Origin of the sequence: Armatimonas sp. (genome assembly GCF_043757465.1) — a bacterium.
Taxonomy (GTDB): Bacteria; Armatimonadota; Armatimonadia; order Armatimonadales; family Armatimonadaceae; genus Armatimonas.
The window spans coordinates 58,196-70,742 of sequence record NZ_JAYVPL010000055.1; the positions used below are offsets into that span (position 1 = coordinate 58,196).

At 57.7% G+C, this 12,547-nt stretch carries 10 protein-coding genes; 5 read left to right on the forward strand and 5 right to left on the reverse strand.

Annotated features, from left to right (window positions below; translation table 11 throughout):
- Positions 1-34: 34 nt before the first annotated feature.
- The 4 genes from ACH2ED_RS07120 to ACH2ED_RS07135 form a co-directional block, all read right to left on the reverse strand.
- Complete coding sequence (locus ACH2ED_RS07120; RefSeq protein WP_395089733.1) at positions 35-1,267, reverse strand: polysaccharide ABC transporter ATP-binding protein; 1,233 nt, start codon at positions 1,265-1,267, stop codon at positions 35-37.
- Positions 1,257-2,099, reverse strand: coding sequence for an ABC transporter permease (locus tag ACH2ED_RS07125; RefSeq protein WP_395089735.1), 843 nt, complete (start codon positions 2,097-2,099; stop codon positions 1,257-1,259). Before ACH2ED_RS07125 ends, ACH2ED_RS07120 begins: the two co-directional genes overlap by 11 nt.
- A gap of 84 nt (positions 2,100-2,183) precedes the next feature.
- Positions 2,184-3,266 carry a Gfo/Idh/MocA family protein gene (locus ACH2ED_RS07130; protein WP_395089737.1) on the reverse strand — a complete coding sequence of 361 codons (1,083 nt, stop codon included), beginning with the start codon at positions 3,264-3,266 and terminating at the stop codon, positions 2,184-2,186.
- 27 nt (positions 3,267-3,293) lie between these two features.
- Positions 3,294-4,640: a PQQ-binding-like beta-propeller repeat protein gene (locus tag ACH2ED_RS07135; protein WP_395089739.1), complete on the reverse strand. Its 1,347-nt coding sequence runs from the start codon at positions 4,638-4,640 to the stop codon at positions 3,294-3,296.
- A 206-nt stretch (positions 4,641-4,846) separates the two neighbouring features.
- On the opposite strand from ACH2ED_RS07135, the gene ACH2ED_RS07140 reads away from it, so the two are divergent.
- The 5 genes from ACH2ED_RS07140 (at position 4,847) to ACH2ED_RS07160 (ending at position 11,714) form a co-directional block, all read left to right on the forward strand.
- Positions 4,847-6,916 carry an AAA family ATPase gene (locus ACH2ED_RS07140; protein WP_395089741.1) on the forward strand — a complete coding sequence of 690 codons (2,070 nt, stop codon included), beginning with the start codon at positions 4,847-4,849 and terminating at the stop codon, positions 6,914-6,916.
- 120 nt (positions 6,917-7,036) lie between these two features.
- Positions 7,037-7,636, forward strand: coding sequence for a PEP-CTERM sorting domain-containing protein (locus ACH2ED_RS07145; RefSeq protein WP_395089743.1), 600 nt, complete (start codon positions 7,037-7,039; stop codon positions 7,634-7,636).
- Between the two features lie 2 nt (positions 7,637-7,638).
- The gene (locus tag ACH2ED_RS07150) at positions 7,639-9,183 is read left to right on the forward strand and encodes a DUF4331 domain-containing protein (RefSeq protein WP_395089745.1); all 1,545 of its coding nucleotides are present in this window, start codon (positions 7,639-7,641) and stop codon (positions 9,181-9,183) included.
- Positions 9,184-9,249: 66 nt separating this feature from the next.
- A complete protein-coding gene (locus ACH2ED_RS07155) occupies positions 9,250-10,614 on the forward strand; it encodes a tetratricopeptide repeat protein (RefSeq protein WP_395089747.1) in 1,365 nt (454 codons plus the stop codon).
- On the forward strand, positions 10,611-11,714 hold the full coding sequence (locus ACH2ED_RS07160) for a HupE/UreJ family protein (protein ID WP_395089749.1): 1,104 nt from the start codon (positions 10,611-10,613) through the stop codon (positions 11,712-11,714). Before ACH2ED_RS07155 ends, ACH2ED_RS07160 begins: the two co-directional genes overlap by 4 nt.
- On the opposite strand, the gene ACH2ED_RS07165 is transcribed toward ACH2ED_RS07160, so the two are convergent.
- Positions 11,617-12,375, reverse strand: coding sequence for an adenylate/guanylate cyclase domain-containing protein (locus tag ACH2ED_RS07165; protein WP_395089751.1), 759 nt, complete (start codon positions 12,373-12,375; stop codon positions 11,617-11,619). The genes ACH2ED_RS07160 and ACH2ED_RS07165 overlap by 98 nt on opposite strands.
- Positions 12,376-12,547: the final 172 nt, after the last annotated feature.

The window sequence follows — 12,547 nt, forward strand, 5'->3', positions numbered from 1 at the left end:
TTTTAATTCCTCTCACAAAATATACATTTCGCACCTAATTTTGATTTTCAATTAAGCCAAAGGAAAAATCAGCAAAGATAAACCCGTCAGCATAGGCATCCTCTGAAGCAACAAATTCATAAGGGAATCCATAAATTTCAAATTCACAACATAAATCAAAATAGTCAACAAAACCATAAGCCTCATGACATATAAAAGCATCCACGACAAACCTACCTGGCTTTAATCTTAAAGACTGAACCTTTATTATATCTATGATACGATCCTGACTTCCATATCTGGCATCAACAAAACGTGAATCAATATTAACAATATCAATACCTTCAGCATTTTTTATCCGCATCGAAATATAAATATCACCGATATCTTCATAATTTTCAGCCGTAAATTTAAATTGCATCTCCTCACCCGAGGAATAGACATTTTTGGAAGGGGCGAACTCAATAAAACGCCACTGACCTGTACCTTTACGGATTTCATTATCTGATCCTTGCCTAAGTCGAGAAAAACCAACCATCTCAATATAAGTATTAATGATCTCGTCAGTTTTACCGTGTTTGACTAATTCTCCTTTATCTAGAAGTATAGAATCACTACAAAATTTGGAGACGACAGAAAGATTATGGGTAACAAGTAAAACTGTCCTGCCTCCCTGGGCAACCTCCTGCATTTTACCTAGAGATTTCTTTTGAAAATTCACATCACCCACGGCTAGAACTTCATCAACAATGAGAATATCAGAGTTTAAATGGGCCGCAACAGCAAATGCTAATCGTACATACATTCCTGAGGAATAGCGTTTCACCGGAGTGTCCAGAAATTTTTCCGTACCGGAGAAGTCTACGATTGCATCAAAAGCCGTCGTAATTTCGTGGCGGGTCATACCCAAAATTGACCCGTTAAGGTAGATATTTTCACGCCCCGTTAACTCGGGGTGAAAACCCGTCCCGACTTCGAGCAAACTTCCAACACGACCTCGAAGGTGGATCTCCCCCTCGGTTGGCTCTGTAATTCGGGAGAGAAGTTTTAGTAAAGTGGACTTCCCCGCTCCATTGCGTCCTACGATTCCTAAAACGTCACCGCGCTTGACATCGAAGCTCAGGTCGCGCAGCGCCCAGAACTCCTCTTTTTCGATCTGCTCAATAGGATTGCGCAATTTGTGTAGGAGAGCCTCACGAAAGCTCATGCTCGCGCCCTGGTGAGAAATCACATAGGACTTTGAGACGTTTTTGACACGAATCGCTAGGTCATCGGCATCAGATGACATCAGCGAACCTCCGCTCTAGCTTTCGAAAGACCACCATCCCCAACAGAAACGCGACAAGAGCAAAAGCCACATTGTAGCCCACAAGCCCCCAGCTATAAACAGGTTCACCTAATAGTGACCAGCGCATGGCATCAATCAGCCCAGACATCGGGTTAATCAGGAAAAACGGCTGGAGTGATGGTCCAACTTTTACCATTGCATTAACCAGTGGATAGCCCACGGGGGAAGCAAATGTTCCCATAGATAATAAAACGGGCAGAGCATACTGCACATCTCGGTAGCTGACGGACACTGCTCCCGCCATCATCCCAAGCCCGAGTGCGAGGATCTGAATCACCAACAACCAGAGTGGAAAAGTCAGGATGGCCAGGGTGATGGGCACTTGGAAGATCACCAACCCAATGAGAACGGCAGTAAGTGCTATGGCAAAATCCAGTAATGTTCCATAGATTGTGGAGAGCGGTAAGATGATGCGGGGGAAGAAGACCTTAGAGATCATCTGTGCGTTCTGCACCAAGCTCATACTGGATTTTGAAAATGTCCCGCTAAAGCTACTCCACGTGGCAAACCCGACAAGAGCAAACAAAAAGTAGGGAATCTTGCTCTGCAACTCAATTCCCGCCACTTTGTTAAAGAGAATGGTGAAGATCACCCCACCGACCAGTGGCTGAAAAATCACCCAGATAATGCCCAGTGCTGCCTGGCGGTAGCGAAGCCGAATATCACGGAGGGCCAGGTTATTGAGGAGGTCACGAAATCGCCAGAGCTCTGCCGGGTCAAAGGCAACGAGGCTCTGTTTAGGGCGGATGATGTGCCAAGTAGGATCAGACAAGTGCGATGGATTACTCATAATGAAGCGGGCTAAGCGTGCAGGCCGGAGTATTTTACCACATGGCACATCATTTCGAATTGATTACTAGAGAATTGCCACTTCCCCCCCAGCCTCGCTAGACTTATAGATCGCATCCATAATCTGGGTGACCATCAGCGCCTGTTCACCTGTCGCGGCTCCGACGGACTCAATGGTGAGATCCTCGCGGATAGCTTTAACAAACATCTCGATCTCTTTGCCGTGGGTGCTCGCGACACTTGGCAGCCAGCCAGTCGTGGTGTCGGTGAGAGTGCCGAACTCTTCACGGTAGAGTGTGTACTTGCCCGCGTTGGCGTCGAAGAATGCCCCGGCTCCGGTTCCGAAGAGCTGGGTGTCGAAGTGCTCCTGGTCAATATTGGCCAAAAACGATGCGAGCAGAGTCATCGTGCGCCCATCCTCAAATCGCACGTAGGCGCTGGCAAAGTCCTCGACCGTGTAGGCATTGGTGTCCCACTGCCCCCACTCGCCGACCAAGCCCGGGGTCTTGCCCATCTTGCAGACAGCGCTGCCAACCGTGGCGACGGGCTTGGGATGGCCCATCAGCCAGAGGGTCATGTCGGTGATGTGGACGCCGATATCAATCAGCGGCCCGCCTCCGTTTAGCTCCTTGTTGATGAAGACGCCCTTGGCGGGCACGCGGCGGCGGCGAATCGCACGCGCGGCGGCGTGGTAGATATCGCCAAACTGACCGTTCTCAATGGCGCGCTTGAGGCTCTGTGCACCCGGCGAGTAGCGCATGTTAAAGCCAATCTGAAGCTTCTTACCCGTCGCTTTCTGGGCGGCGATCATTGCTTTACACTCCTTCGCGTTCATCGCCATCGGCTTCTCGCAGAGCACGTGCTTACCGGCACGCAGCGCATCAATAGTAATGGGAGCGTGGGCGTAGTTACCCGTACACACCGACACAGCGTCTATATCGTCGCGCTCTAAAAGCTTTTTGTGATCGTCGTAGGTCTCCGCAATCCCGTACTGCCCGCTCGCATCGTTGCAGCGCTCCGGCAGAATGTCCGCCACCGCCACCACGTCGCACCACTCCGGGAGCTTCCGGTAGCCACTGGTCAGATGCGCTCCACGTGCGATCCCCCCAAAACCGATAATCCCAATCGCAATCTTGCCGTCTTTGGTCATGACAATCCTCCGGCACTCTCTTCGGTATTAATGCATAGATTTCCTGCCCGGGATCGTCGCGGCTCGCAGATCATAGCAGAGCAAGCGCCGCTGTGAGCCGTCTACTCCGACTTCGTTCTGACAGAGAGTGAGCAGTCCACGGCTTAGCGCGGGCGTCCCCCAGGACTCCCGCGCCACAAAGAGGCTGGTGCGGCTTAGCTCTTTGTAGCCTTTGGGATTCAAGTCCAGCCAGGCAAGCTGCCCGTACTCCCCGAGCATTAAACAGCGTCCGTCCACCAGAATCAGCGACGCCAGCGCGGGCGCGAGCCGGAGTGTCTTACCGCTTACGCTCACTTCCCACTCGGGCTCCTCGCGCCAGAGTTCCTTGCCGGTCTTGAGTTCCACGCACACCAGTGGCGCGTTTTGCGGCCCGTGGCCATCAATGCCGTAGAGATAGCCGTTTTTATGGATCGCCGTCATGAAGTGCGTCCCGAAGCGCTTGTTGGCCCAGAGCTGTGTGAGAGTGCCATCAGGCTTGATGTCTAAAAGCGTCCCCCCCATGCCGTAGCACTCGGAGATAAAAACCTGATTGCCGATCACCAAGGGAGCCGACGCGTTCACGGACTCGTAGCGCCGCGAGCGCCAGGGAAAGGTGGCCTCCACTTTGCCCGTGAGAGCATCGAGTGCCAGCAGTCCACCTTCTGTTGGTCGGCTGTCGCCGCCCAGAAAGGCAAAGAGGCGTCGCTTGCCGTGTACAGTCGCAGGCACAGGCGAGGCGTAGCCCGCTGTCCAGCCCTTACCTGCCGCCCAGACTTGCTTTCCCGTGGCTTTATCAAAGGCGACAACACTCGGCCCGGAGTCTTTCCCGACCACCACAATGAGTAAGTTGCCCTCTAGAAGCGGCGTCGCCCCGACTCCGAAGTAGTTCTGCGGCACCTTGTAGTCGGCGGCAATATCGCGCTTCCAAACCACCTGCCCCGTCGCGAGCGACAGACACGTCAGCTTTCCCGCAACGCCGTAGATGTAGACATTCTTCCCATCGCTGATCGGCTGACAGCGCGGCCCCGCGTTAAAACCGTAGCGGTCACTGTAGACACTCACGTACGCAAATTTCCAGAGCCGCTTGCCCGTCTCCGCTGCGACGCACTCGACAACCTCTTGCTCTCCCAGCCGGTGAAAGACAATCGCCTTCCCTGCCACCACACACGGCGACGCGTACCCCTCGCCTTTTATCCGCTCCCAAACCAGCTTGGGAGTCTCCCAGAGCGGCGTTTCTGTGGAGAGCGCATTGTGGCTTGGCCCCAGAAAATCCCGCCAGTCGTGGGTGATTGCGTTTGTAGCCAGCGGCTTTGGCGGAACATGAAAAGTAAGACCAACTTCTTTGGCTTGATGCATGGAGAGATTATACTTTGATATACTGGAAACCAGGCAAACAAGATGAAAACAGCGGCGACTATCGGGGGGACAGCGATCTGCTAGCGGTACGTCGGCGGCCTCGCACACGCCTGGAAGGAGGTCACTCACAACGGATGGCTCTGAGCAATAAATGAGCAGTTTTTGGTCTGGTAAGTGGCTCCGTTGCTCCGTATGCTGTAGCGGCTATGAGACTCTCTACGAATCCCCTGATTGGACGGCGGCGTGAGCTTGCGCTCTTTACGGAGGCGCTCCGGGCCAGCGAGCTCCCCTTTAGCCTCCTCAATGTTTACGGCCCTGGCGGGGTAGGAAAGACCACGCTCCTTCAGGCGTTTCTTGCCCACTGTACGCGTGAAGAGATTCCCGCGCACTTTCTCAATGTCCGCCTCATCGAGCCCACGGTGGGGTCATTTTCGCAGGCACTTCCCTCGCCGATCATCGCCACGCGCCGTGTTCTGATTCTTGACACGATTGAGGCGCTCTCCCCGGAACTCGACACCTGGCTGCGGGAGAACTACCTGCCCCAGCTCTCGCTGGAGACTCTGGTGGTGCTCTCCGGGCGCTCTCCGCTCTCCGCACTCTGGCGGCATGATATGGGCTGGAGCGCACTCCTGATGAGCCTGCCGCTGCGCAATTTGAGCCATGAGGAAGCACGCGCGTACTTGGAACAGCGTGGACTCACCCCCTTCTGGCACGAGAGCGCCTTGGCCTTCACACATGGACATCCGCTGGCTCTCGTGCTCGTGGCCGATCTCTACCACCAGCGAGCGGGGAGCCTTCCCCAGGATCTGAGCGAGCACCCGGAGGTCGCCCCCAATGTCATCCAAGCGCTTCTGGATAACCTCATGCAGCCGGAGCTCGGGGTTCATGCCCGTGCGGCCTTAGAAATCTGCGCCCTGCTCTGGGCTGCGACGGAGGTCAACCTTGCCCAGATTCTCCAGGATGATACTGCCGACACTGCTCGGCTCTTTACCTGGCTAAGGAGCCTCTCGTTTATCGAGGCAGGGCCAAGGGGGCTGGTGCTCCATGAGATTGCGCGGGAGTGCCTCATTGCGGATCTTCGCTGGCGCAACCCCGAGCGCTATGAGCTCCTAGCGGGCCGGGCCCGAACCTACTACATTGAGCGTATCTGGCACGCCTCCGACGACGAGCAGCCGTTGCTCTTGCTGGACTATGTCTTTCTGAGCCACGGGAGCCAGGTCGTCCGGGCGATCTTTGCCCACAACGATCCGCAGAAGGCCCTGGCAGGGGCCACAGGACTGCACGGCCCGCAGGACAGACAAGCACTCCGAGCCATGCTGGAACACCACGAAGGCCCCGAGTCAGCGCACTGGCTGGACTACTGGCTGGATGTCACACCGGAGGGTGCTCTGCTACTTAGGGCTCCGTCGCCCGAGGCAGAGACACTCTCAGGACTCCTCTATGGCATCTCTCTGGAGCGGCTCTCGGAGGCGCAGCGCACCGAGGATCCGGCGATTGCGGCGGCTTGGCAGTATCTGGAAGCCCATGCCCCACTTCGCCCTGGCGAGCGGGCGACCTACTTTCGCTTCTGGATGGTTCAGGAGACCTACCAGCAGGTCTCCCCGCTCCAGCTCCAGCTCTTTATCGAGAAAGTCCGCCTCTACCGTGCGACAAAAAACCTGTCGTTCTCGTTCTTCCCGGTGGCTGACCCAGGGGCTTGGGGAGGTGCCCTACTCTATGCGGGCCTGCAGCGCCTTGAGGAGGCCGACTTCACCGTTGGTGGCAAGACCTACGCCGTCTTCGGCCACGACTGGCGTCTTGTTTCCCCAACCCGCTGGCTAACCCGTCTGGCCGAGAGTGAGCAGCAACTGATTGGCAACTCGTCCTTGCAGCGCCAGGACATCCCCCTGCCCCTGATTGCCCTGAGTGAGGAGAGCTTCCAAGCCGCCGTGCTCCTCGCATTGCGGGTCTTTCCTCAGCGCGATGCACTGGCAACCAACCCACTGGCACAGTCACGGCTGGTACTCCCTCGGGTAAACCAGAGCGCCTCCCCTCAGGAACGTGGTCAGGTTCTTCAGGCGCGGATTCAAGAAGCCGTCGCCACGCTCCAGGCAACCCCACGGCGAAGTCAGCTTGCTCTTGTGCTAGAGCAAACCTACCTCCACCCCTTGGGCTCTCAGGAGAAAGTGGCCGAGGAGCTCGGGCTTCCCTCTAGTACCTACCGTCGCTATCTTCGTGCGGCGATTGTTGAGCTGACCCAGCTTCTCTGGCAGGATGAGACCCGTATCTTTGCCTGAAAAAGTGAGCAAAAAGTGAGCAGTCCTTGATAGTGCTTTGGTCTGGTGTAAGTCCTCGACTCCCTCTATGCTAAGAGCAGACTCGTAGTCCTACGAGCCTACTCCAAGGAGGAACTCTTCATGGTCTCACAACTGCGGCAGCGTGCTCTGGCTCCGCATCTCACTCTCGCAACACTGGCGGCTCTTGCGCTGATCCCCACACAGGCAGCACAGGCACAGGTAACAGTCACGGGCTCCCAAACGGGTGCTTTTATCTACTCTTTTTCCGTCTTTAACGGGACACCCATCCCACTGGCGGTGCTCTCACTTGACATTCCCGTCAATACGATGCTCACCAACCTCACGGCCCCAACGGGCTTTTTTATCGCCTACGATCCCAATCCAGCGCTGGATGGCTCCGCTCCGGGGCGAGTGGACTTTCTTGAAGATGCGGACCCGATGACGACGGCGACCTTTGATGCCTTCACTACCATCGCGGGCTTTAGCTTTGAGAGCACGAGTACCTTCGCTCCCTCGACCTATGTTGCTCTGGATCTCAATGGGCTCTCGTACACCCCCAATACCGTCGGTGTCGTCTTTCCTGGCACCACCACTCTCAACGCCGCCCCGGAGCCGGGCACACTGAGCTTGTTTGTGCTCGCCGGGCTCCCGGCCTTGGCTCTTCTGCAGCGCCGCAACCGTCGCCGCGCTGCAATTCTCTCCCCGAAAGGAACCATTTAATTATGTCCCGATTCTCAAAATGGCAGCGTCCGCTTGCCACGTTTCTCACAGGTGCTCTGACACTTGGGGTTGGCCTTGTTGCCCCTTCAAGCGTCCGTGCCTCCAGTCACAGCGATGCCCCGCTCAGTAAGCTCGACCCGCAGACCAACCTGACCGATGTCTACACCTTTATCCGCACGCGTCCCAGTGGTGAGCGGGTTCTGGTCTGTGAGGTCAGTGTCCGCCCCTTCTCCGAACCCGGCGATGGCGTTCTCTACGACGCATTTGCCTCGGATGCTCGCTACAGTATCCATATCACCAACCCCGTGACAGGTGCAGAGTTGCAGCGCTACGACTTCCAGTTCTCCCCTGTGAGCAGCGCGGGGGGAGCCTACAAGAACCTCGACACGATCCTGCGCTACGGGCGTGGAACCGCAGTCGGGGCGATCCAGGATGTCGGGGATGCGCGCCAGAACTTTACCCAGACCTACTCAATCACGCGCGTGGTGGGTAGCACCTCGACCAAGCTCAATAGCACGCCCCTGATGGTTCCCCCCTACAACACCGGGCTGGCGACCCCCTTCTACAACGATGCCAATGGTCGGGCGGTCTCCGGCGCAACAAGTCGTGCCGCACTGGATAAATACACCTTCCAGACCACCTATGATCTCCCCGCCGTGGGAAGCGGCACGGGCGGAGGAAACACCGTTTTTTGCGGTGCACGCGAGGATGGGTTCTATGCCGACACACCGGGCATCTTTGACCTGCTCAACTCACGCATCCTGGATAACAATGGGACACTTGCCGATGGACTGGGTCAAGATGGTAAAGGCGTCGATGGGTTCAAGGGCTTTAATGTCCTGCACTACTCCATCGTCATTCCCCTAACCGACCTTCCCTCGTTCTCTTACACCGCTGCCTTCTCTGCGGGAATGGCCAACGGCGTCGGGGTCTATGCCTCGGTGAGCCGCCCCCGAATCACGCTCCTCTCCTCGACGGGCGATCCGACCCCCTCCGGGCCGTTTGTGCAGGTTAACCGCCTGGGCAATCCGCTCTTCAACGAGGTGCTTGTGGCGATGCGCGACAAGGACCGCTACAACCGCACCGCCCCCACAGGCGATGCCACGTTCGACACGTACGCCCTCAACCCTGAGGTTGCCGTGCTGATAAATACCGTCTATGGCACCAGCTTCGCAACCAGTGGCCGTGTGGATCTCAAGGCGGTCTACATACCCGATGTGATTCGCGTCGATACCACGACGGAGCGGGCGCGTGTCGCGGGCGCGGCTGGCTTTAACCGACTGGGCTTTATCGGGGGTGACACTCTCACTAAGTCCAATGGACAGACAATTCCCGGTGGCTGGCCCAATGGTCGGCGGCTGGGCGATGATGTGGTCGATATCGCGCTCACCGCAGTCGCCAGTGGCCCCAGCTACAGCACGGTGACGGTGGTCGGTGACAATATCGCCGCCAACGACCAGGTGTACAACCAGACCTTCCCCTACGCTGCAACCCCGCACTCGGGTCTGCGTAATAGCAAGGACTCTGGACCTAACGTCGGCCTGTAGACCTCCCTCTCCCGGAGCCTGTGCTCACGCTCCGGGAGCTTTTCCCTCGTGAGATTTTAGATACCCATGAACAAGTCTTCGCTCGCTCCCAAAAATCACCCTCAACGGCTCCTGGCGGCTCTCGTCGCCACCAGTGGTGTCGCAACCTTGCTGGGCTGGGGCCTCAAGGCCCGAAGCAGTGCCCCCCCGCTGCCCCTACCCCCCACCGCGCTCCTCGCCACTCTCCCCGAGCTCCCCAAAAACGCTCCCAATGCCACGCAGCGCGAGCTTCAGAAGTGGAAACGGAAGGCACAAGAGTCGCCGGATAACCCCACTCACTGGCTCAATCTCGGCGACACCCTGATGCAGCGTGCGCGCGAGACCGCCGAGCACCAGTACTACGACTGGGCCGAGCGAGCCTACCGGCAGACACTAACGCTGGCTCCGCAAAAGAGCGATGCCATGACCGGCCTTGCCTGGGTCGCCGGGGGCAAGCACCAGTTCCCCCAGAGTATCGCCTGGGCACAAAAAGCCATCGCCCTCAACCCACAGGACAGCAGCGCCGACGGTCTGATCGGCGATGCTCAGACCGAGCTTGGAGAGTACAAAGCCGCACTTGTCAGCTACCAGAAGATGCTCGATATTCGCCCCGATCTCTCGTCGTATAGCCGGGGAGCGCAGCTTCTCTACCTGTTGGGCGACACGCGCAAAGGCATGTGGCTCATGACCAAGGCCATCAAAGCGGGTGGGGAGCACGCCGAGAACACGGCCTGGTGCCAGGCCAAGCTAGCGGAGATGCTCCAGGGCGAGGGAGCCATTCTTCCCGCCGAGAACCTACTCAGTGAAGCCCAAAAAACCTTCCCCGAGAGCCCACCGATCTTGAACGGCTTGGCAAAGGTCAAGGCCGCACGCAAGCTCTACCCAGAGGCCATCACGCTCTACGAGAAAGCACTTGCCCTTGCCCCGCAGCCGACAGGTCTGGCTGCTCTAGGCGATCTCTACCTCGCCACCAACCAGCCGCAGAAAGCTGAGCAGACGTTTATACTTGTCGAAAAGCTCTATGAGACGCACCAGAAGCAGGGCAATACCGACACACTCTCGCTAGCACGGTTCTGGGCGGACCACGACCGCCAGCTTCCCCGTGCCCTAGAGATTGCTCAGGCGCACCAGGACACTAAGAACGCCGCCCAGCTAGATACCATCGCCTGGTGCTTCTACAAAAACGGTAAGCTGACTGAGGCAAAGGCGGTGATTGACCGGGCAGTCCACGCAACCGACCCCACTCCCACCGTCCTCTTTCATGCGGGGATGATCTATGCAAAGAGCGGTAAGAACTCTCAAGCACAGCGCTACCTTCAGCAGGCGCTCAGCCGCAATCCCTACTTCAGTGTTCTTGAGGCACGCACCGCCGAGGAGACGCTAACCACACTGGGGAGCAAGCCTACCAGATGAGACACGCTCCGCTTCCCTATCTGCTCATGGCGCTCTGGTGCACGCTCTTTGGGACAGTGCGGGCGCAGGCCCATGACATTCCTCGAACCCAGGTTGAGCTCAGGCTCGCTCCAGCCGGGGCGGAAGCGATAGTGACGTTCGCGGTGACAGGCTTCACACTCGATTACCCGGCATTGCAGCTCGACGGCACAATTTTTGAGAGCGCCTTGGCAACCGCGCAGCCGCAGCTTGAAAAGATCATCGCCGAGCGTCTTGTTGTCACTGCGGATGGTCAGGCGCTCTCCCCCGTCCAAGAGAAACCAGGCGTGTTTCTCCCGGAGCGCAAGGCCATTCGCCTCCGGCTCCACTACCGCTGGGCCGCAACACCAACACAGCTCGTGCTGGAGACGGGCAAGCTCTTTCCCATCGACCCACAGCACACGGTCTTCGTAAGCCTCTACGATGCACCGACGGCTACGCTCCTGTCCGAGAGCCTCTGCACCCACGCTGAGCCGACAGTCACCTACAACGCGGGAAGCTCCCAGAACCTGCTCAGCGTTATTCGGCAGTTTATCGGAGAGGGAGTCCACCATATCTTTATTGGCCCCGATCATATTCTTTTTGTCGTGGGGCTCTTACTGCTCGGGGGAAACCTCAGAGCGCTCCTGAAGATCGTCACTGCCTTCACCCTGGCACATAGCCTGACTCTGGTGCTGGCGACGGTCCACCTGCTCAGCCCCTCACCCGCCCTCATCGAGCCCACTATCGCGCTAAGCATTATCTTTGTGGGAATCCACGGCCTCCTCCAGCTCGCCCGCTTCCCCGTGGAGAAGGCACCAGGCGACCAGCGCATTGCACTCGCGTTTGTTTTCGGACTGATCCATGGGTTCGGCTTTGCCAATGTGCTCCAGGAGCTGGCGCTTCCTCGCGCTGCACTGGGCTGGTCTCTCTTCTCCTTCAATGTTGGTGTGGAGCTAGGGCAAGCGTGCATCGTCCTGACCGTGGCACCGCTCTTGGCAATGATCACACGGCGCGATAAAGCCTTGGCGCGGCGGATTGTGCAAACAGGCCTGTGGGTGGTGGTGCTGGCGGGTGCCTACTGGCTCGGCGAGCGCCTCTAGCCTCTGTGACCCCCCTAACCCCCGCCCGGCGGGGGGACAATGCAGAAAGCGGAATCCACGGCGTTCCCGGCTCCTTCGGCTCACGTCCGTCATAGAGCACATCCCAGAGCGTGTGCCCTCGCGAGTAGCTTTTCAGCTTGCGGCCAGGCCAGGGATGAAAAGTGGCATTGTACGTCTGCTCAAAGCCCACCATCAGCCCGCTCTTTGTCTCATCGGAGAGCAGAATCTGCCCCGCATCGGCTGGCCCCTCCACCCGCGAGCAGTAGTTCAGCGCATTGGCGAGATACTGGGGGCGCTCCGGGTCGTCTGGGTGCAGGTTCTGATCTTCCGGGGCTGTATTGAGGCCCATTCGCACCGTCAATGGCGGGCCGCTCTCGCCCACCCGGATCGGATCATCCCGAAACGAGCGTTGGAGTGCCAGGGCGCAGGCTACCGCGTCCGTCGGATGCTCGAACACCGCCACCACGCCGTCGCCCTTGTCCTGAAAGAAGCGGCCTGTATGGACATGAATCACCGAACGCAAGCGCTCATGGTGCGGCCCGCGTAGCTGCGCATCGTAGACCAGATCGCCGTAGGTCTGTGCCCGCACGGTCGAGTCCTTAATATCGGTGAAAAGAAACGTCACCCGGCCCTTCGGCCATTTCGGAAGTGTCTCCGCCATCTCTGCTAGCCCCTCCAGAGTCCCAACATCAGTACCACAACACTTAGCCCCATCGCCACCATCAGCCAGAACACCCAGGGGAACCGCATTTGTTTTTTTGAAGACCGAATTTCCCAGTTTTCAGGCGTTTGCCCAAGTTTGCTATGAATGCTGAAAATGCCTTTCCCATCTA